Source organism: Brevibacterium picturae, from assembly GCF_900105045.1.
GTDB classification, from domain to species: Bacteria; Actinomycetota; Actinomycetes; order Actinomycetales; family Brevibacteriaceae; genus Brevibacterium; species Brevibacterium picturae.
In genome coordinates, this window is record NZ_LT629739.1 from 4,420,271 (window position 1) to 4,440,957 (window position 20,687).

The 20,687-nt window shown below is 63.1% G+C and carries 21 protein-coding genes and 1 pseudogene; 3 read left to right on the top strand and 19 right to left on the bottom strand.

Translation table 11 applies throughout. The features are described 5' to 3' along the window. The first annotated feature begins 13 nt into the window (after positions 1–13). Positions 14–736 carry an alpha-ketoglutarate-dependent dioxygenase AlkB family protein gene (locus tag BLT92_RS20200; protein WP_092108565.1) on the top strand — a complete coding sequence of 241 codons (723 nt, stop codon included), beginning with the start codon at positions 14–16 and terminating at the stop codon, positions 734–736. Here the strand turns inward: BLT92_RS20200 and BLT92_RS20205 are convergent. The 6 genes from BLT92_RS20205 to BLT92_RS20230 are packed head-to-tail and all read right to left on the bottom strand — an operon-like array spanning position 733 to position 6,718. Continuing rightward, entirely contained in the window at positions 733–1,146 is a 414-nt protein-coding gene (locus BLT92_RS20205; RefSeq protein WP_092108567.1) for a cation:proton antiporter, read from the bottom strand. The two genes, BLT92_RS20200 and BLT92_RS20205, sit on opposite strands and share 4 nt — an antisense overlap. Beyond that, positions 1,146–1,406: a monovalent cation/H+ antiporter complex subunit F gene (locus tag BLT92_RS20210; RefSeq protein ID WP_092108569.1), complete on the bottom strand. Its 261-nt coding sequence runs from the start codon at positions 1,404–1,406 to the stop codon at positions 1,146–1,148. Before BLT92_RS20210 ends, BLT92_RS20205 begins: the two co-directional genes overlap by 1 nt. Further along, a complete protein-coding gene (locus BLT92_RS20215) occupies positions 1,403–1,804 on the bottom strand; it encodes a Na+/H+ antiporter subunit E (protein WP_331712216.1) in 402 nt (133 codons plus the stop codon). The genes BLT92_RS20210 and BLT92_RS20215 overlap by 4 nt, the downstream gene beginning before the upstream one ends. Next, positions 1,801–3,318, bottom strand: coding sequence for a monovalent cation/H+ antiporter subunit D family protein (locus tag BLT92_RS20220; RefSeq protein WP_092108571.1), 1,518 nt, complete (start codon positions 3,316–3,318; stop codon positions 1,801–1,803). Before BLT92_RS20220 ends, BLT92_RS20215 begins: the two co-directional genes overlap by 4 nt. After that, positions 3,315–3,647 (bottom strand): sodium:proton antiporter, encoded by a 333-nt coding sequence (locus BLT92_RS20225; protein WP_092108573.1) that lies wholly within the window; start codon positions 3,645–3,647, stop codon positions 3,315–3,317. Before BLT92_RS20225 ends, BLT92_RS20220 begins: the two co-directional genes overlap by 4 nt. Beyond that, positions 3,644–6,718, bottom strand: a complete 3,075-nt coding sequence (locus tag BLT92_RS20230; RefSeq protein ID WP_092109696.1) for a DUF4040 family protein — start codon at positions 6,716–6,718, stop codon at positions 3,644–3,646. The genes BLT92_RS20225 and BLT92_RS20230 overlap by 4 nt, the downstream gene beginning before the upstream one ends. Positions 6,719–6,842: 124 nt before the next feature. Here BLT92_RS20230 and BLT92_RS20235 point away from each other — a divergent pair, with 124 nt between their 5' ends. Continuing rightward, positions 6,843–7,973 carry a glycosyltransferase family 4 protein gene (locus BLT92_RS20235; protein ID WP_172802640.1) on the top strand — a complete coding sequence of 377 codons (1,131 nt, stop codon included), beginning with the start codon at positions 6,843–6,845 and terminating at the stop codon, positions 7,971–7,973. A 94-nt stretch (positions 7,974–8,067) separates the two neighbouring features. Here BLT92_RS20235 and BLT92_RS20240 read toward each other — a convergent pair whose 3' ends face one another. From BLT92_RS20240 to BLT92_RS20290, 12 genes are all read right to left on the bottom strand, one after another. Further along, positions 8,068–8,664, bottom strand: a complete 597-nt coding sequence (locus BLT92_RS20240) for a histidine phosphatase family protein (RefSeq protein ID WP_092108575.1) — start codon at positions 8,662–8,664, stop codon at positions 8,068–8,070. Next, entirely contained in the window at positions 8,664–9,023 is a 360-nt protein-coding gene (rsfS, locus tag BLT92_RS20245) for a ribosome silencing factor (RefSeq protein WP_092108577.1), read from the bottom strand. Before rsfS ends, BLT92_RS20240 begins: the two co-directional genes overlap by 1 nt. Positions 9,024–9,067: 44 nt before the next feature. Then, positions 9,068–10,372, bottom strand: a complete 1,305-nt coding sequence (locus BLT92_RS20250) for a hypothetical protein (RefSeq protein WP_092108578.1) — start codon at positions 10,370–10,372, stop codon at positions 9,068–9,070. Further along, on the bottom strand, positions 10,365–10,970 hold the full coding sequence (gene nadD / locus BLT92_RS20255; protein ID WP_092108580.1) for a nicotinate-nucleotide adenylyltransferase: 606 nt from the start codon (positions 10,968–10,970) through the stop codon (positions 10,365–10,367). Before nadD ends, BLT92_RS20250 begins: the two co-directional genes overlap by 8 nt. 1 nt (position 10,971) lies before the next feature. Then, positions 10,972–11,136, bottom strand: a complete 165-nt coding sequence (locus tag BLT92_RS20560) for a hypothetical protein (protein WP_157691508.1) — start codon at positions 11,134–11,136, stop codon at positions 10,972–10,974. 152 nt (positions 11,137–11,288) lie between these two features. Next, the gene (locus BLT92_RS20260; RefSeq protein WP_092108582.1) at positions 11,289–12,578 is read right to left on the bottom strand and encodes a glutamate-5-semialdehyde dehydrogenase; all 1,290 of its coding nucleotides are present in this window, start codon (positions 12,576–12,578) and stop codon (positions 11,289–11,291) included. 3 nt (positions 12,579–12,581) lie between these two features. Further along, positions 12,582–13,748 (bottom strand): glutamate 5-kinase, encoded by a 1,167-nt coding sequence (gene proB, locus BLT92_RS20265; RefSeq protein ID WP_092108584.1) that lies wholly within the window; start codon positions 13,746–13,748, stop codon positions 12,582–12,584. Then, positions 13,745–15,307 carry a GTPase ObgE gene (obgE, locus tag BLT92_RS20270; protein WP_092108586.1) on the bottom strand — a complete coding sequence of 521 codons (1,563 nt, stop codon included), beginning with the start codon at positions 15,305–15,307 and terminating at the stop codon, positions 13,745–13,747. Before obgE ends, proB begins: the two co-directional genes overlap by 4 nt. 82 nt (positions 15,308–15,389) lie before the next feature. Continuing rightward, positions 15,390–15,641, bottom strand: coding sequence for a 50S ribosomal protein L27 (rpmA, locus tag BLT92_RS20275; protein WP_009884168.1), 252 nt, complete (start codon positions 15,639–15,641; stop codon positions 15,390–15,392). Positions 15,642–15,654: 13 nt separating this feature from the next. After that, the gene (gene rplU / locus BLT92_RS20280; RefSeq protein ID WP_092101582.1) at positions 15,655–15,963 is read right to left on the bottom strand and encodes a 50S ribosomal protein L21; all 309 of its coding nucleotides are present in this window, start codon (positions 15,961–15,963) and stop codon (positions 15,655–15,657) included. A 176-nt stretch (positions 15,964–16,139) separates the two neighbouring features. Then, entirely contained in the window at positions 16,140–16,454 is a 315-nt protein-coding gene (locus BLT92_RS20285) for a chorismate mutase (protein ID WP_092101578.1), read from the bottom strand. Between the two features lie 110 nt (positions 16,455–16,564). Further along, a complete protein-coding gene (locus tag BLT92_RS20290) occupies positions 16,565–18,097 on the bottom strand; it encodes an alanine/glycine:cation symporter family protein (protein WP_092101584.1) in 1,533 nt (510 codons plus the stop codon). A gap of 409 nt (positions 18,098–18,506) precedes the next feature. Here BLT92_RS20290 and BLT92_RS20295 point away from each other — a divergent pair, with 409 nt between their 5' ends. Then, a complete protein-coding gene (locus BLT92_RS20295) occupies positions 18,507–19,346 on the top strand; it encodes an SPFH domain-containing protein (protein ID WP_231938940.1) in 840 nt (279 codons plus the stop codon). Positions 19,347–19,454: 108 nt separating this feature from the next. On the opposite strand, the pseudogene BLT92_RS20300 reads toward BLT92_RS20295, so the two are convergent. Then, a pseudogene (locus BLT92_RS20300) lies at positions 19,455–20,687 on the bottom strand (ribonuclease E/G); the annotation flags it as partial.

Consider the following 20,687-nt stretch of genomic DNA (forward strand, 5'->3'; position numbering starts at 1 on the left):
TGCTCCACCCGTCATGGAGTCACTGTTCGCCGATGAAGCCTTCGACCGCCGCCCCCGTGTCATCGCACCGGGGGCGGTCTGGCTCCCCAGATTCCTCGACGAGGCGGCACAAGCCTGGATCATCAGGCAATACGCGAAGTGGCAGTCGGGACCGGTGCCGGCACATGCGACGTCGATCGCCGGACATCCGATGAGTGTGAGCACCATCGGCCTCGGCTGGCATTGGCAGCCGGGCCGCTACGATCGTCACGCCCGCGATGTAAATGGCGAGCGAGTGCTCTCGTTCCCGGACTGGATGACTCGCCTAGGTCGCCAGGTCGTCTCCTCTGCCGCCGAGGTGGTCACCGAGGATCCGGATTTCCCCGACGATGCCCCGCGCCTCTGGGGTCTCGTGCCCGAGGCCTACTGCCCCGACGTGGCTCTGGTCAACTACTACGACGCACGGGCGAAGATGGGCATGCACCAGGACAAGGACGAGTTCGATCCGGCTCCCGTCGTGTCACTCTCACTGGGTGATACGTGTGTCTTCCGCTTCGGCAACACGGTCAACCGCAACAGGCCCTTTGAGGACATTCGCCTGGCCTCCGGCGATGCCTTCGTCTTCGGTGGGCCCGCCCGCTTCGCATATCACGGGGTGACGAAGATCCACGAGGCCACGGCACCGGAGCACGGGCGTCTGGACCACCTCGGCGGGGGCAGGATCAACATCACGATGCGCACCACCGGCAGACATTAGCTCCTGCCTGTGGGCTCCTCGGGCTCCTTTGGCGCATCGGGGTCCTCGTCGACGGCTCCTGCTGGCGGCGACGCCAGTCGATTGGGCACGGTCTTGCGGTACACGGGCTGTCCGGATAGAACGCTGGCACGCGAGAGCGTGTTGCTGCCCACGGACGAGACGATGATCAGGCACAGCACGGCAACGACGGCCATGAGCAGTGAGCCCCAGCTGAATCCCTCCGCATGGAGGTCATAGACGTAGGCTGCCGCCACGATCAGCGGCATTCCGAGTCCGGTGGCCGGTGAGAAGACATTGATCCGAGACAGTGCATCGCGAACCCGGAACATCGCGATCGCGGAGAACAGCATGAGCAGGGACCCGGTGATCCCGAAGACACCGACCAAGGTGATGGCGACAGCATCATTCATCAGCGCAGCCCCCTGGTGAGGATCCGCGACAGTGCGATGGTGGCGAGAATGCCGACCATGGATGAGAGGAAGATCGCGTCGAGGACGATTGAGGAGGACACGGTGATTCCGAACATCGTGAGCATGCCGATGGCGGAGAAGTACATGAGATCGCTGATGACCGCCCGCGAGCCCAGATCTTTGGCCGTGAGGACCCGGACCAGGCCCACGATGACGGCTGCGGCGAGGATGATGCTGCAGATGCTGACGACGATGATCATGGGCGTCCTTCCTCCTGTTCAACCTCGGTGACGGTGTTTGCGGCTGCCGTGGGAGCCCGGCCGCGCGTCATGGCGAGCAGACGTGATTCCATGTCGTAGAGGCCCTCCAGTGCGGATTCCTCCGAGTCATCGAACAGGGCGTGGACGAAGAGCACCGGTGGTTGTGTGGAGGTGCCTGCGGCGATGGCCGCAACGAGTGTGCCGGGTGTGATCGTGATCGACGAGGCGAACAGGCTCACTTCGAGGTCGGTCACGCACCTCAGCGGGACCTCGACGATCATCGGCTGCGCGTACTGCCTGCCCGGCAGGAACAGACGGGACACGATCGTGGCCGATCCGGTGATGATCGCCCACCAGATATAGGCGATGTAGGAGATGCCGTGGACGAGGCGCATCATGGCGTCGTCACCGCCTCGATGTAGGCGCTGTGGTCGAGCAGCCCGGCCGCGGCGCGGGCAGTGATCTCGAGCAGCGGCTCCGGGTAGGCGAAGATGGCCACGGACACTCCGATCATGATGGTTCCCGGAACGAGCAGCCGCGCCGGAATCCGGACGCTCTTAGGAATGGGCTCGGCCGGGGCGCGGCCGGTCTCAGCCGAATCGGGCCGGTAGGACTGCATCGGCGGCCCCCAGAAGGTGTTGCGCCACATGCGCTGAAGGGCGAGCAGACTGATGATGGCGCCGAGCACGATCGCCGCGACCAGCCACCAGCCCAGGGCGTCTCCGCTGCCGGTGGCGGCCGTGATCAATCCGACCTTTCCCCACAGCCCCGAGGTCGGGGGCAGACCGATGAGTGAGAACAGGCCGAGGATCATCAGGATCGTCGCCCACCGCTCTCGGCCGGCCAACCCGGTCAGCTTCTTGAACGAACCGCTGCCGTAGGTCTGTTCGACCGCGCCCATGATGAGCAGAAGGCCCGACATCGTGATCATGTGGTGGACCATGTAGAAGGCGCCGGCACCCAATGCCGTCGAGGTCAGGAGCACCACACCGAGCAGAATATGTCCGACGCCGCTCGTCATCTGGAAGGCGAGGACGTTGCGGACCCTGTTCTGCCCGATTCCGGACAGAGAACCGATGAGGATGCTGGCGATGGCGATGATGACGATGACGTTGACCCAGGCAGCAGGTTCGCCGTACATCGTGGTGTAGATCCGGTAGATCGCGTAGAGGGCGACCTTCGAGTGCAGGCCCGAGAACAACGCCATCATTCCCGCCGAGGTGTTCGGATAGCTGCGCACCAGCCACCCGTGGAACGGTGCGCCCCCGGCCTTGATGATGAGAGCGAAGAGAACGACGCCGATGGCCAGCGCTCCCTGCCCGGTCGGTGCTCCCATCTGGGCCAGAATCGCAATGTTCACAGTCCCGGCGGCACCGTAGACGAAGCCGACACCGATGAGCAGGATCGTCGAGGTCAGAAGGTTGACCATGACGTACATGCGACCCACGCCGAGGCGGCGCCAGGTTCCGGTCACCGCGATGAGCGCGTAGGCCGGCAGCACCATGACCTCGATGAAGACAAAGAAGTTGAAGAGATCCCCTGTCAGCAGTGCGCCGTAGACACCGGTGAGCATCATCAGGATCAGGGCGGGAACGAAACGGTACTGGTCCTCACCGGTCGTGATCAGGAAGATGCAGCTCGCGACGGCGGTGAGGGACGTCAGGACCAGCATCAGGGCGGTGAATGTGTCGGAGACGAAGGGGATCGCCAGCCCGGGGACGTAGCCGCCGACGGAGTGGGCGAGAACCGGCTGCTGTTGGTGGACGACGAGCAGCACGATGCCGGAGATGCCGACGAAGCTCGGGGCCGCCAGCAGCAGGATGCGGTCGAAGGTGCGGGAGGTGATGAGCACGCTCAGGGCTGATGCCAGGAGCGGCACGCCGATGAGCAGGAGCAGGAATGCCGGATTCATGATTCGCGTTCCTCCCCCGTCTCTGGGGCCCGTTTCTGATCGTCGTCGTGGCCGAGCACGGCCAGGGCGAGCATGAAGATCGTCACCGCCAGGGTGATGACGATGGCGGTGAGGACGAAGGCCTGCGGCAGCGGGTCGGCAGCCAGGCTCTGGTCACCGCGATTGCTCAGGGGCTCGACTCGCCAGGCGCTGACTCCTGCGGAGAGCAGGATGAAGTTCGCAGCATGGGAGATGAGAGTGAGTCCGAAGACGCCTCGGACCATGGACCGCTGCATCATCAGATACACGCCGCCAGCGGTGAGCACACCGATCGTGAGGGCAAGAATCATTTCGCACCCTCCTGGGCATCTGTTCGTGACTGCTCCGGTTCATTGTCTCTCGACCGCTCAATGGGAGCATCGCCGTGGAGGATATGGGTTGATGATGCCCTCACCTTCGCATCCGGGTCGCCGGTCTTCGACCGACGCTCGCGAGACGGTCGCTCCCCTCTGATTGCTTCCATCGGTCCGCTCAGCTCTCCGTATACCAGCTCGTCGGCACGCTCACGGGTGAGTTCGACGTCGCGATGGATGATGCCGTTGGTGAGGACGTCATCGCCGGCGGGCGTGGCCGCAGAGTCTGAAACGCCGAGGAGGTTGAACGACAGCAGAATCAGTCCGAGCACCGCCAGGTACACCCCGAGGTCGAAGATCATCGACGTGGTGAAGTGCTGACCCAGGAAGTAGCCGTGCATCGGCTCAAGGAAGGAGCCGGCGAAGATGAGCCCGATGAAACCGGTGGCCACCGCCGTGCCGACACCGAAGCCGATCAGGTACAGCGGAGCCTTCGGTGGGCCGATCGCGCGGTCCTTGGCCGTCGACATGTACAGCAGTCCGATGACCGCGGACCCGACCAGCGCAGCGATGAACCCCCCGCCCGGTTCGTTGTGTCCACGCCAGAAGATCACGAGTGAGGTGATCGCCAGCAATGGTCCGAGCACCTTGATCATGAGTTTGGGCGGTATCACATTGGGCCATGCCTCATGGACAGCTCGATAGGCGGTCGAGCCGCGGGGCCGGATCGAGACCCAGGCCCGCCGAGGCGGCTCGGGAATGTTCTCTGCAGGCGGATCGATGAACTTGTCCTTGACCGTCGACATCACGGCGACGATCGCGATCCCGGCCATACCGAGGACGGTGAGCTCACCGAGGGTGTCCAAGGCGCGGAATTCGACGAGGATGGTGTTGACGATGTTGCTTCCGCCGCTGATGTCGGGGGCGTTGTCAATGTAGTACAGACCGAGGTCGGACCGTTCTCGACGTCCGTTCAGAGCCAAGGTCAGAACGGTGGCTGCGAGGCCCACGATGATCGCGAAGATCGCCCTGGTGCCCTGCAGCCGCTTCGGAAACCTCCAGAACGAACGTGGAAGCTTCTGCAGCACGAGCATGATGACGATGATCGTCATCGCTTCGACCAACAGCTGGGTGAGGGTGACGTCCGGAGCCCCGAGGGCCAGAATCTGGACCGTAGCGAGGATACCGACACCCGAGAGTGCAACCACGGTGGTCAGACGGGAGTGCGAGGTGCAGACGACGAGGACTGCCGCGGTGATGAGGACGAGGAGAACGATGTCGATGGGACGCCACAGCCCTTCCTGCAGCGGAGGCAGCTCCGGGTAGATGATCGGCACGGCGGAGAAGGCGAGGACGGCGAGACCGCCCAGCGACATTGCCAGGTAGGGTCCGGAATTCATCGGTTTGACGAAGACGCCCAAACCTCTTCCGACCCGGCGCAGGGCCCAGGTGAGACCGCTGATGACATCGGCACCGTCGAACCCGAGTGTGGCTCGGTGGAAGAAGGCGAAGACGCGCGAGCGGTTGACGATGATGACCACCCCGATCGCGATAATCAGCACCGAAGCGATGAGCTCCGCATTCACGCCGTGCCACAGGGCAAGGTGAACCGGCTCCGTAGACTCGAACAGGGCGGCCCGGACAGCCTGGCTGATGGGGTTGTCGAAGGCGAACAGGACGAAGCTCAGTGGAATCGAAGCGAGGATCGGCACGGCCGCAGCCACGAGCATGACCGGAGAACCGTGCCCCAGTCGCGCCCGCTCCACGGGCTTACCGTCGATGAACGCTCCCCACACGGTCTTGGCACAGTAGGCGAAGGTCAGCACCGAAGCACCGACGGCCACCAGCAGCGCCGCCCAGCCGGTCCACGCCGCCCCGGGAGTGTCGCCGAAAGCGGTGAAGAGGGCTTCCTTCGAGACGAAGCCGAGCAGCGGAGGTATGCCTGACATCGAGGCGCAGCCGACGATCATCACGACGAAGGACGCCGGTGCTGCGCGCATCAGTTGTGGGATCCGGGTCAGTTCCCGGGTTCCGGTGAGGTGGTCGACGACGCCGACCATCATGAACAGGCCCGACTTGAACAGAGCATGGGCGATGACGTGGAGAGTGGCGCCGGCGATCGCTGCTTCCGAACCAACACCGATCACCGCGGTGATGAGACCCAGCTGCGAGACCGTGGAATAGGCCATCAGCTTCTTGACGTCGTATTGGTTGAGAGCGAACCAACCGCCGATGCAGGCGGTGGTCAGACCCGCGACGATGAGCAATATGTTCCACGCCGGGGTGGTGTGGAAGGCGGGTGAAAAGCGCAGCAGGAGGAAGATGCCGGCCTTGACCACTGCGGCCGCATGCAGATAGGCCGATACCGGAGTGGCCGCGGCCATGGCGTCGGGCAGCCAGGAATGGAACGGGAACTGAGCCGATTTGGTCATCGCCGCGACCGCAATGAGGATCGCGACGAGCGTCGTCACCGGCGCTTGGGCCGACCAGGCCGACGAACTCAGTGCCTCGTGGACGTTCGTGGTGCCGGTCACGGCGATGATGACACCGGTAGCCACCAGCAGAGACAGTCCGCCGAGGAATGTGATGAGCATGGTGCGCAGCGAGGGCCCCTGAGCGGGTGAGCCGGAGCGGGCGATGAGGAAGAAGGAGGCCAGGGATGTCAGCTCCCAGCAGACGAACAGCACCAGGAGGTCGTTGCTGAGGACGAGCATCACCATCGAGAAGGTGAAGATCACCATCAGCCAGTAGAAGCTCGTATTCCGCCCGCGGGACAGGTACGCCGTCGAATAGACGAAGACGATCGCGCCGATGATCAGGGCGATGTAGGTGAAGATGACCCCGATGCCGTCGGCGCGCAGGGCCAGATCGACTCCGAGGGTGGGAATCCACTCGTAGGTCACTTCCGGGGTGGCCCCGGCCATCACCTCGGCGGCGGTGGGGGTGAATAGGCCGGCGATGCCGAGGTAGGCGACTGCCAGAAGCCATCCGCTGGCTCGGCCCAGCCAGCGAGTGATGATGGGCGTGAGAATGATGAGGGCGCCAAGAGCGACAACCGTTAGGATCATGATCGAGGCCTCAGGGCCCCGGACGCAGGTGATGCTTCCTTCACTCACTGACCCTTCGTCACAATGAACGCAGTCTCGGACAGACGCAGACTTACAGATCATCAGACTATCGACTCGGAGTTCCATGAGCAAAAGCACAAGCAGTCCTCAGACGAGCGAAACGATCCGTGTCTTCTTCGATGCCCGCTTCACCCGCACGACCCATCATGATGGCATCTCCCGTTACGGTTCGTGCCTGCTGGAGGCGCTGCTCGGCGCCGTGGAGGGAACCGGGATCGAGGTCACGGCCATCATCAGCGATGAAGCGCAGCTCGGGCTCCTCCCCGACTGTCGGTGGATCAAACTCAATTCGCCCACCTCCCCACAGGAAGTGTTCATCGCGAGGAAGCTCAACGCCCTCGGTGCCGATGTGGTCTTCTCCACCATGCAGGTGATGGGATCGACGGGACGCAACTACGGTCTCATCCTCACCGTCCACGACCTCATCTACTACTCGCATCCCCTCCCCCCGGCCGATCTCCCGGCGGCTGTCCGGCTGCTGTGGCGGGCCTATCACCTCGGCTTCGGCCCCCAACGCCTGCTTCTGGGGCGTGCCGACGCGATCGCGGCAGTGAGCCAGACGACGAAGACGCTCATCGCCGATCACCGTCTGTCGTCGAAGCCGGTGACCGTGGTGTCCAATGCCGCCGAGGTTGCTGTGGCCGGAGTCCGCCCCGTGAACAGGCATGATGCACGGTCGGTGGTCTACATGGGATCGTTCCTGCCGTACAAGAACGTCGAAACCCTCATCCGCTCGCTGCAGCACCTGCCGGGATGGACCCTGCACATCGCCAGTCGCATCGAGGGCAGACGGGAAGCCGCGCTGCGTGCGCTGATCCCCGACCGGGCGAAGGTGATCTTCCACCGGGGCGTGACCGATGAGGAGTACGCGGCTCTGCTTGAGGGCGCGACCGCTCTGGTCACGGCCTCTCAGGAGGAGGGGTTCGGGTTGCCTGTCATCGAGGCGATGGCTCAGGGCGTGCCGGTGGCGATCTCGGACATTCCGATCTTCCACGAGATCGCCGCGGACGCTGCCATGTACTTCGATCCCGATGATCCCGGTGCTGTGGCGGCTGCGATCGACCGCCTCACCGATGCCGAACTGTGGTCCGAAGCCTCGGCGGCAGGGCAGAAGCAGGCAGAGTCCTTCGACTGGGATTCATCGGCTCAGGCTCTGGTGGGCATGATCCGCTCGGTGCATGCTCAACGACAGTGAGCACCCGCGGGCTGCGGGCATCGGGCAGCGCCTTGCGGGCATCGGACCGAGGCCTGCGGAGCACAGCCTGCGCGGCAGGAGCGCATGACGCGCGTCAGGAGGGGACTGTGCCCCAGCTGCGGAGGACCCAATTGCTTCCGGTGAAGCCGAATTCGCCATGCCCGCAGTTGCCCAGCACGGCCAGCCGCCCGGGGCCGTCCATGCCCAGCAGCAGTTCTGCGGCTGCTCGCAGCACCGCACCATGAGCGACGATGGCAATCGTCTCAGCCTCAGAGTGATCGACGATGTCGGTGATCGCCGAGGCGACGCGTCGGCCCGATTCGGAGCGGGATTCGCCTCCGGGTGGGTTCATATCGGCACCGCTGAGCCACTGTTCGATTTCGTGGGGCCAGGAGGCGCTGATCTCGTCACGGGTGCGGCCCTCCCACTGTCCGAAGGCGGTTTCACGCAGACGCTCATCCCGTGTGACGTCGACGTTGAGCAGTGAGGCCAACTCGTCGGCCGTGTCGGCGGCACGTGAGAGGTCGGAGGACACGATGCTTCCGGGGCGGAGCTCGCTGAGATAGCTTGCTGCCTGTGCGGCCTGAGTCCGGCCCACCTCATTGAGCGGGATGTCGGACTGACCTTGGAACCGGCGCTCGACGTTGTAGTCGGTCTGACCATGGCGCCAGAAGATCACAGTCCTGGTCATCAGGCGTCGTCGGCGCCCGAATGTTCCGGCAGCTCCAGATCGATGACCGGGCAGTCCTTCCACAGGCGTTCGAGCGCGTAGTACTCGCGCTGTTCTTGCGAGAAGACGTGGACGACGATGTCGCCGAAGTCGAGGAGAACCCAATCGCCGCTCCCCCGACCCTCACGACGCAGCGGCGTGTGACCATGGGTCGTCTGCAGGGCCTCTTCGACAGCGTCGACGATCGATGCGATCTGCCGATCGTTCTCCGCGGAGATGATCAGGAAGGCATCAGTGATGTAGAGAGTGGCACTCACATCAAGGGCCACCTGATCGGTGCCGAGCTTGTCATCGGCCGCACGCGCGGCGGTCCTCAGCATTTGGGTTGATTCAGCGATCTCGCTCACTAGAGCCTTTCAGATGATTACAGCAACATGACCAGTGCAATGACGATGAGTGCGACTGCGAAGAGCGCAGCGACACCCAGCACTACATAGGGTACTTTGGATGGTTCTTCGCCAACAAGGATCCGACCGTCGTGACCGGTGACCTCGCTGGCGCGAATGCGAGTCCCTGGAGGATTCTCGGTCTCTTCGTCCTCATAGTCAGGATTGGGCAGCGCCCAAGCCTCGGGCACAGTCTCCATCGGACGAGTCTCCGGATTGGCCGCAAGAGCGCGCGCCGCATCGTCGGACGTGGACCCGGCACCGTCACCGCCGGTTCCTTCAGCGGCGCCTGCTCCGGCTGCGGAGTCGCCCCCGTCCGCATGCGTACCGGAATGGGCTGAGCCGCTGGTCGCTGCCGTCCTTTCGTCCCGGACCGCACTGGAGTCGGCTCCGCCGCTCCGAGATTCCTTGGCAGCAGCGTCGGTAGTCGTCTCGGCGCTGACGACCTCTGGAATCTGAGCCGAGGCTGCCGTGACGACCCGCACGCCCGAGCTGCTCGGCGGCTGCACGATAGGCATGCGTCGCGAGCGAGCCGTCGCACCACTCGCGTCGTTGAAGTCATCGTCACGTCCGTCATCGTCGCCTGACGAAGGCACCGGGCCCTTCGGCTCAGCTGCCGACTGCGCCGACTGCTCCGGTGCCGAAGACAGGGCGTCGTCCTGTCGCGCAGGCGGGGCGTTGTCCTGTCGCGTAGGCGAGGCAGGTGCCGAGGGCGGAGCTGCCGCTGGGCCCGCAGCTTCCAGATCTTCTAAGGGTTGGGTCAGTGCGTCGTGGGTGCCACCGTCGATGGGAGTGGGTCGCGGAGCCGAGTCGGCGGTGACAGGAGATTCGAAGTCCCGGGCGGCGACTTCGTCGGCGGATCCGCCGAATCCTGCGGTGTCGAAGGATTCACCTTCAGCGGTTGTGCCTTCGTCTGATTCCTCGGGTGAGGTCTCATCGGGTCCCGCAATGACTGGGATCGCTCCGGTGGAGACGTCACCGTTCTGGGACAGTCCGTGTTCGCGCAGATAGTTCTTTCGACCAGTGCGGGAATCGAAATGGGGCAAAGGGGCGTGCTGGGGATCGAGGGGAGCTTCGCCGCTGCTCGGCTCGGGTTCGGGGGCACTGGCTCGTGATTCGGGTTCCGGGGCAGGATCGGGCGGCGGGTTGAGCAGGTCGCCCCGATTGTTCGATGACGGTTCGCTCGGCTGCTCAGGTGACTCTCGTGCTTCGAACGCCTGATCTGCAGCCAGCCGCTCGGCTTCTCGCCTTGCACGACGTGACGTGAACTGCTCCTCAGCCATTTTCACTCCTGTACAACTCGTATTTCGCGATGTACTGAACGACCCCGTCCGGCACGAGATACCAGACAGGCGCCCCATCCATCACCCGTAGTCTGCAATCCGTGGACGAGATCGACAGTGCAGGGATCTGCAGCAGGCTCAACCTGTCCACCGGAAGACCCTCACTGCGAAGTTCGTGTCCCGGCCGGCTCACCCCGACGAAGTGGGCCAAGGAAAACAGCTCATCTACATTCTTCCACGTCAGGATCTGAGCCAAAGCGTCCGCGCCGGTGATGAAGAACATCTCCGTGTGGGATCCGTAGCTCGTCGCCAAGTCACGAAGCGTGTCGATGGTGTAGGTGGGGCCGGGGCGATCGACGTCGACACGAGAGACGGTGAAGCGCGGGTTCGACGCGGTTGCGATGACCGTCATCAGATACCGGTGTTCGGCGCTCGTAACCTCGCCGGCGTCCTTCTGATATGGGCGTCCCGTGGGAACGAAGACGACTTCGTCGAGATCGAAGGTCGACGCCGCCTCACTGGCTGCTACCAGGTGACCGTGGTGAATGGGGTCGAAGGTGCCACCCATGACACCGACCCTGCGTGTATGTCGTGCCATATCAGTGGCGGTTGGAGATGCCCTTCCACGACCGGGTCACAGCTGCCATCGAGAGGAAGATCGCGAGGGTGATGAGTCCGTAGAAGATCGGATCCATCGGCAATTCGGTGTGGTGGGCTGCCTTCTCCGCGCCTTCGGCAACGGTGGTCAACAGGGCTGCGTTCACGTGCTCTCTCCTTCTCGATCATGATGACGCAGTCCGTCTGCGTCGCAGTGCTTATGCCTTACAGTTTCTCATGAACAATGTGAGAAATGCGCATCGACATGAATATGGGCGCTGTCCGAGCTCACCATCGGTGCTCTCGGACCGGGGCTGAGTCAGTTGCGAATCTGCCCATTGCCCATCATGACCCACTTCGTTGTCGTCAGCTGTTCGACACCCATCGGTCCGCGAGCGTGGAGCTTCTGGGTCGAGATCCCCACCTCTGCGCCGAAGCCGAGCTCTCCCCCATCGGTGAAGCGGGTGGACACGTTGACTCCGACCGCCGCGGCATCGATAGCTGTGACGAAGGTCTCTGCGTTGTCGATGTCCTTGGTCACGATCACCTCGGTGTGGCCTGAGGAGTAGGCGCGGATATGTTCGATGGCTTCGTCTATCCCGGAAACGACCTTTACTGCGAGTTCGAGGTCCAGATATTCTTTCGCCCAGTCGCGCCGGGAGACACGCTTGACCTTCATCGACTCCGGCGCCAATGCCGAGACCGTGGTGTCCGCGTGCAGAACCACGCCTGCTTTGTCGAGGCGCTCCAGAATCTTAGGCAGGACGCGCTTGGCCGCCTTCTCATGGACCAACAGGGTCTCGAGTGAATTGCAGACGCTGGGCCGATGCGTCTTCGAGTTGACCACCAGGTCGACGGAGCTCTTGACCGTGGCAGAGGAGTCGATGAACATGTGGACGTTGCCGATTCCGGTCTCGATGACTGGCACCAGCGAGTCCTGCACAACGGTGTTGATGAGTTCAGCGCCACCGCGTGGGATGAGGAGATCAACGTAGTCACGGGAGTTCATGAGCACGCTGGCGCCGTCGCGGCCGTACTGGTCGATGCCATTGATCGAATCCGCGGGAAGCCCGGCTGACTCCATGGCTTTACGCAGCACTGAGACGATCTCGGCGTTCGAGTTCTGGGCCGCGGACCCTCCGCGCAGGACAGTGGCATTGCCTGCTTTGAGCGCGAGGATTGCAATGTCGACGGTGACATTGGGGCGAGCTTCGTAGATCGCGCCGACCACGCCCATCGGAACGCGGTTCTGGGTCAGACGGATTCCGTTGGGCAGCACCCGCCCCACGACGACATTTCCCACCGGGTCATCAAGATCGATGATCGTACCCACTGATGCGGCGATGGCCTCGATGCGATCGTGATCGAGCCGCAGACGGTCGAGGAGACTATCACTCATTCCGTTTTCGACACCGGCCGCGATATCAGCCTCATTGGCTTTGACGATGCGTGCCGAATTCTCGCGCAGGGCGTCTGCGATCGCCCGCAGCCCGGCGTCCTTCTCGGCCGTCGACGAGGTCGCCAGACGAGCGGCCGCGCTCTTGGCGTTCCTGACGACTCTGGTGACACCCCGAACGGTCTTCGGATGTATCTCGGATACAGCGGTCATGAACTATCTCCCCCCGCTCACGTGAGTGAGTACGAGATCATTGCGATGGATGACTTCTTTACGGTAATCATTTCCCAGCCGGGTGCCAAGTTCGTCCGTGGTGAACCCGAACATCGCGGGCAGTTCGTGGGCTGAGAAGTTGGTCATGCCACGAGCGATGACCTCCCCGTCGAGGTTTCTGATCTCAATGGGGTCTCCCGCTTCGAAATCGCCGGTCACCCCCGTAACGCCGGCTGCCAGAAGTGAGGTCCCGCGCGAGAGCACTGCGGATTCGGCGCCGTTGTCGATGGTCACCGACCCGAACGTGCGGGCCAGATGCCGCAGCCAGAGCAATCTGGTCCCACGACGCTTGTGCGTCACGGAGAACCACGTTCCCACGTGTGCGCCGCCGAGGACTCCGGAAACTCTGTCTGCCGAGGTCAGCACAGCGGGTATCCCCGAGTCGGCCACCATGAGAGCGGCTTCGACCTTCGTCGCCATGCCGCCCGTGCCGGTGCCGGCGTCCCCGGTTCCCCCGATGGCGATATCGCCGAGGTCGGCGATGGAAGAGACCTGTTCGATGCGCACCGATTCGGGCAGGTTCGGTGGTCCCGAATACAGGGCGTCGACGTCGGAGAGAAGCACGAGGGCGTCTGCGTGTGAGAGGTGCGCGACCAGCGCGGCCAAACGGTCATTGTCACCGAACCGGATCTCTTCGGTCGCCACGGCATCGTTCTCATTGACGATCGGCATTGTGCCGAGTGCGAGAAGCTTGTCGATGGCCCGCTGGGCGTTCTTGTACCGAGTGCGTCGGATCAGGTCATCTGCCGAAAGCAAAACCTGCCCGGGCACCAGATCGTAACGCCCCAGCGCCCGCGTGTAGGCAGCCATGAGGAGTCCCTGACCGACTCCGGCTGCGGCCTGCTGAGTGGCAAGGTCACCAGGCCGTTTGTTCAGTCCCATCGGTTCGAGTCCGGCCGCGATCGCACCGGAGGACACGAGGATGACCTCGTGACCGGCAGCACGGTGAGCTCCGATCACATCGGTCAACGCGATCAGCTTGGCCTCGTCCAACCCTCCGTCGAGGGTGGTCAGGGACGAGGAGCCGACCTTGATCACGATTCGTCGGGCTGTTGCGATATCGGTGCGCACCGAGATGCTGCCGGAGTCGGTGGACTGCTGTTCGCTCATTCCTGACCTGACTCGCCGTCTGAGGTGGAACGGCTGGCTCGTCCACGGCCGCGCTGAGCACGCTCGGCAACCCGCTCCTCTTCGAACTCGGCACGCACGGCGGCCTTCGCATCCATCCGCTCGTGGAATGCGGCCTTGCGTTCCTTGCGAGTGGAACGGGCGTCGTCATCCAGGCGAAGGTCGGTACCGCGGTTGCCCAGCAGTTCGGCTCCGCCGACACTTGTCGGGTCCCAATCGAAGACGACGCCGTCGTCTCCGCCGACGACGATCGTGTCACCGGGCTTCGCACCGGCCTTGAACAGCGAATCTTCGACTCCGAGCCTGTCGAGACGATCGGACAGGTAACCGACTGCCTCGTCATTGGCGAAGTCGGTCTGCCGCACCCATCGTTCGGGTTTGACGCCGAGAACGCGGAAGATGGGTCCCTCGGCGTCTTTTTCCGCCCGGACTTCGAACCCACGGTCGTCGACAGCCTTGGGACGGATGACGACACGCTGCGGGGTCGCCTCGAATTCTGCACGGCGCTCACGCTCGGCTGTGACGAGCTGAGCCATTGCGAAGGACAGCTCTCGCAGGCCGGCGTGGCTGACTGCGGAGATCTCGAACACGCGATACCCGGCGGCCTCCAGATCGGGGCGGACGATGTCGGCCAGGTCGTGGCCGTCGGGGATGTCGACCTTGTTGAGCGCCACGAGCTTGGGACGTTCGGACAGGGGCAGCAGCCCAGTTCCGTCGTCGAGGTCGACCGCATATGCAGCCAGCTCCGACTCGATGATCGTCAGGTCCGAGACGGGATCACGTCCCGGCTCCCAGGTCGCCATGTCGACGACATGGATCAGCGCGGCACAGCGTTCGACGTGACGGAGGAACTCAAGCCCCAGGCCCTTGCCTTCGGAGGCTCCAGGGATGAGTCCCGGAACATCGGCGATCGTGTAGCGGACATCTCCGGCCTGGACCACGCCGAGGTTGGGCGCGAGTGTGGTGAACGGATAGTCCGCGATCTTCGGTTTCGCCTCTGACAGCGCGGCGATGAGACTTGACTTGCCGGCTGAGGGGTAGCCGACGAGTGCGATGTCCGCGATGGTCTTGAGTTCCAGCACCAGGCTCAGGCTTTCGCCCGGTTCGCCCAGCAGCGCGAACCCCGGTGCCTTGCGCTTCGATGACGCCAATGCCGCGTTGCCGAGTCCGCCGCGACCGCCCGCGGCAGCAACGTATTCGGTTCCGGCCTCGACGAGGTCGGCGATGATGTCGCCGTTCTGGTTCTTCACGACCGTGCCGTCGGGGACGGCGATGATGAGGTCCCCGCCGTCTGCACCATGGCGCAGATCGCCTTTGCCGATGCCGCCGTCGTTCGCGTTCAGATGCGGACGGTGGTGCAGCGGCAGCAGCGTGGTGGTCTGTGAGTCGACGACGAATTTGATGTCGCCGCCCTGCCCTCCGTCGGCGCCGTCAGGTCCGCCGAGAGGTTTGAACTTCTCGCGCCTGATCGAGGCGCATCCGTTGCCGCCGTCCCCGGCGGAAAGATGGACGGTGACACGATCTATGAACTCGGTGGCCATAATGTCCTTATATCAGATGAAGGGTGAGTCTCGAGACTCACCCTTCATGGACCCCTAAGAGGGGAAAAACAGAACTCGTCGATCAAGCGCCGACGATGTTGACGATCTTGCGACCATTGCGTTTACCGAATTCCACGGCGCCTGCCGACAGTGCGAAGAGTGTGTCGTCTCCGCCGCGTCCGACGTTGGCACCTGGGTGGAACTTGGTTCCGCGCTGGCGAACGATGATCTCTCCGGCTTTAACAACCTGTCCGCCGAAGCGCTTCACACCGAGGTACTGCGGGTTCGAGTCGCGACCGTTGCGGGACGAGCTGACTCCCTTTTTGCTTGACATGTGAAGTCTCCTCTTACTTGATGTTCGTGATCTTCAGACGGGTGAGGTCCTGGCGGTGGCCCTGACGCTTCTTGTAACCGGTCTTGTTCTTGTATTTCTGAATGATGATCTTGGGACCGCGGAGTTCGTTGACGACCTCTGCGCTGACCGCAACCTTCGACAGGGCGTCGACGTCGGTCGTGACAGTCTCACCGTCGACGAGGAGGACGGCGTCGAGATCGACGCTGTCCCCGGCCTTCGCCTTCATTCGGTTAACTGTGATGATGTCGCCGACGCTGACCTTTTCCTGATGGCCACCGGCACGGACAATGGCATAGACCATGGTCGAACCCTTTCTGTTCATACACAAACGAACGGCGGTTGATCCCTTGGCTCCCGAAGAAGAACTTCTTCGGGTGTCCCATTGAGAGGAATCACCAGCCGTGGTGCGTCGTACGCACCGACGGTCAAGTCTAATGGACTCGACCGACGATCGGCAAACCGTGAGGGACTGCGAGCTCAGGCCTCTCGGGTCTCCGCGATCCTTTCGTGATGACGGATCACCTCGGCGACGATGAACGTCAGGAACTTCTCTGCGAATTCCGGGTCCAGGTGCGCATCTTCAGCCAATTCGCGAAGGTGGGCGACCTGCCTGCTCTCTCGCTCAGGGTCGGCGGGAGGCAGGCCGTGGTCGGCCTTCAGCTCACCGACCGTCTCTGTGAGCTTGAACCTCTCGGCGAGCAGATGGATGAGCGCTGCGTCAATGTTGTCAATGCTTCCGCGCAGTTCCAACAGTCGCTCCTGGGCACGTGTCTTGTCGTTGATCTGATCCACGTGCACCAGTCTAACGAGACTCGTGGCGTTCCTTCGTCGCCGCGCTGAGACCGACCCCATGCAAAGGCACGGAATCGGTCTCAGGTGTCGGCTTCAGAGGACGGCTGGACTCAGGCGGGCTGGTCCACCGGCACGGCGTCCTTGGTGTCGGGATCGCTGAGAGTACCGGCCTTGCGATCGGCCAGGTATTTCTTCATCTCCTTCTTCACCACCGGCATCAGCATGTACAGGCCGAGGATGTTGATGAACGCACAGAGGAACAGCGCAGCATCGGCGAACTCGACGACCTTGCTGAAGCTCGCGATGCAGCCGATGACGACGAACACGCAGACGAGGACGCGGAAGACTGTAGCCGCGCCGTTCGACTTGCCGAAGAGGTAGGCCCAGGCTCGCTCACCGTAGTAGGCCCAGGTGATGAGTGTGGAGAATGCGAAGAGGGCCACCGCGATCGCCAGGAGCACCGGATACCAGCTCGCAACTGTGGAGAAGGCATCCGAGGCCAGGGCCACGCCGCCGATCTCACCTTCACCGAGATCATTGGTGTAGGAGGGCTGGTTCGCGACGATGATGGTCAGCGCGGTCATGGTGCAGACGATGACCGTGTCGACGAAGGGCTCGAGCAGCGCAACGAAGCCTTCCGAGATGGGCCGACGCGTCTTGACTGCGGAGTGGGCGATGGGTGCCGAGCCGATGCCGGCCTCGTTGGAGAAGGCCGAGCGCTGGAAGCCGATGATCATGACGCCGACGATGCCGCCGGCGATTCCCTGCGGATTGAACGCGCCCGAGATGATCTCCCCGAAGGCCATCGGGATCTGGGGGAAGTTGATGCCCAGAACGAGGAGGCAGGAAATCACGTAGAAGATTCCCATAGCGGGCACGAGCTTGTCGGTGACGTGTGCGATCGAACGGATTCCGCCGAGGATGACGAGACCGACCAGAACGGCGAAGATGATTCCGAAGATCAGTGACGCCCAGGGGCCGGCGAGGAAGCCTTCAGAGCCGCCAGTGGCGGTGCGGACCTGAGCAAAGGTCTGGTTGGCCTGGAACATGCCACCGCCGACAACGCCGAAGATGAGGATGGAGACTGCGAAGATGCCGGTGAGAACCGAAGCAACCGGCTTCGAGAACTTGCGGAACGCGATGGGAAGATACTTGAAGGGACCGCCGTAGACGACACCGTCTGCGTCGATCTCACGATATTTCACGCCCAGTGTGCACTCGACGAATTTCGTGCACATGCCGAGAAGACCGGCGATGATCATCCAGAAGGTGGCACCGGGCCCGCCGAGGGCGATCGCCACACCGACGCCGGCGATGTTGCCGAGGCCGACTGTGCCTGACAGCGCGGAGGCCAGCGCCTGGAAATGCGTGATTTCGCCGGGATCGTTCTTGGACGAGTATTTGCCTCGAATGACATCGAGGGAGACCTTGAATCCGCGGAACTGGATGAAGCCGAAGTAGATGCTGAAGATCAGTGCCGCAGCGATGAGCCAGAGGACGACGAAGGGGAATGAGATCGGGCCGAGGGTGATGGGAAAGAAGATGATCCCGCCGAAGAAGGTGGCGATCGGATCGAACCAGGAGTTGATCGCATCATCAACTGGAGATTTGGGGGCATCTGCTGCCAGTAGCAAAGTGTTCATGGTGCAATAACCTGCCGTACCCCCATGCAGGTAGCAAGCACTAATACGCCCTACTCGAATACAGTTATCCAACTGTTATCTGCATCACATCATCAGGGCGCCTATGAGATGCACGTCTCACTCTGTGTCTTAGACTGACAGCATGACTCAGAACCCCAACCAACACGATCCTCCCCCGCCGCCGCAGTAGCCGGGAGCCCACCAAGGAGGGCGCCCGGACCCGAGGCGTCGTCAGCAGCCTGTCCCCGGTCAGCAGAATGGTTCGCAGCAGCCCCCGCAGCAGCGGCGACCGCAAGGGCTGCCCGGAGGTCCTCCTGATCCGCGCCGGCGAATCGCCTCGCCGGAGGGCGAACGGGTCAGGGAAAGCCCTGCAGGGGGTGTTTCCGGATACTTCGCCATCGTCGGCGCCGTGATTCTGCTCCTCCTGGCACTCCTGCTTGCGGTGTTCGGTCTCATCATGACGGTTGCCCAGGCTGTGGTCGGCGTCATCCTCATCGTGGTGGCCGTGCTCTGTTTCATCGCCGCGATGTTCATGTTCAAGGGATGCACTTCTGTGGCTCCGGGCAATGCTGTCGTCCTCCAGCTCTATGGGAGGTACGTCGGCACTGTGCGCCAGTCGGGTCTGCGTTTCGTCAATCCCCTGTATTGGAAGATTCAGGTCTCCACGCGCATTCGGAACCACGAAACCTCCACGCTCAAGGTCAACGACCTCGACGGCAATCCGCTCGAGATCGGAGCCGTGGTCGTCTGGCAGGTTCAAGACACCGCTCAGGCCCTGTTCGAGGTCGATGACTTCGAAGAGTTCGTCGCCATTCAGGCTGAGACCGCCGTGCGCCACATCGCGAACTCCTATGCCTACGACTCTTCGGATCCGCGCCGGATGTCGTTGCACGACAATGCCGATGAGATCACGTCGAAGGTGTCCAACGAGGTCGCTGCACGTGTAGCTGCCGCGGGCGTGACCGTCATCGAATCCCGCATCACACAGCTCGCGTACGCGGCTGAGATCGCGCGTGCGATGCTCCAGCGCCAGCAGGCGACGGCCGTGGTGGCAGCGCGTCAGCTCATCGTCGAGGGTGCTGTCGGTATGGTCGAGACCGCCATCGAGCAGATCGAGGGGCGTGGAATCGTCAAGCTCGGTCAGCTCGAACGCAGCGATCTCGTGTCGAACCTGATGATCGTCCTCTGCGGCGATCAGGCAGCTCAACCGACGATCAGCACAACGAGGAATCAGGAATCCGGCAGCTGAACTGCATCAGCACAGAGAAGGGGCGTCCCGCCGCCGATCGGAATGATCGGTGTCGGGACGCCTCTTCTCTGTACGCTCGGGTCAGTCAGACGACTGCCTTCGATGTGTTCAGTCTTCGCCGATGATGACGAACGAGGTCGGCAATGACTCCTGGGCTGACTCATCCTTGGGCTCGGCCTTGGCAGCCGGCTTCCGTCGCGGAGCGGCCTTGACCGGCTCGGCCGTGGCCACCTTGGTCGCAGTGTCGCCTCCGATCATCAGCGGAAGCTCGGCAGCAGGGACTTCCGGCTTTTTCTGGGCCGGCTTGTCCGGTGCCGGCTTGTTCTGGGCCGGCTCAGACGTTTCGGCAGTCTGTGAGTTCGACCGCCTCCTGCTCGTGCGGGTACGCGACCGACCGGACTTGCTGCTGCCGTTCGCATCGGTGGACTCGCTGCCACGCGATTCGTCAGAGCTGTCGGTGCTCGGCGACTGCTCGGAGTCGTTCGACACCGATGCGTCCTTTGCCTTGCCAGTGTCCTTGGACTCGGTCTCGCCCTTCTTCATCGTGGCCTTGGCGATGGCGGCAACGGCCGACCGTGAGGCGTCGTTGGTCGCGGCATCGGGTTGGCCGGCGGAATCGCTGGCCTTCGACGACGACGGCTTGTTGTCTCCGCGACGCTTTCGATCACGTTTGCTGTTCGAGCTGTCGTTGTTCGAGGACCGATTGCCGTGGTGCGCCTTCGAGCCGTCCTCTTCTGAACCCGGCAGCAGCAGTCCGCGGCCGGACAGGTCGGCCCGGCGCTGACCAGGGACTCGGCAAGCCCGGTGCCGATGCGCTTGCGTGTCATCTGCACGAGCCCCAGAGAGGTCACCTCGGCGACCTGATGCTTGGTCCTGTCGCGTCCCAGGCATTCGACGAGTCGGCGCACGACGAGATCCCGGTTCGACTCGAGGACCATGTCGATGAAGTCGACGACGATGATGCCGCCGATGTCACGCAGGCGCACCTGCCGGATGACTTCCTCAGCCGCTTCGAGGTTGTTGCGAGTCACGGTCTCTTCGAGGTTTCCACCCGAACCGGTGAACTTGCCGGTGTTGACATCGATGACCGTCATGGCTTCGGTCCGGTCGATGACCAGAGAGCCGCCCGACGGCAGGTTCACGGTGCGCTGCAGCGCCTTCTGCACCTGCTCTTCGACACGGTAGTGATCGAAGATGCCTTCATCCTCGCTGTAGCGGTGAACGCGTTCGAGAAGGTCCGGTGCCACGGCCTCGACATATTCGTGAATGGTGTTCCAGGCGCCGTCACCGTCGATGACGAGGGATGAGAAGTCTTCATTGAAGACATCGCGAATGATCCGC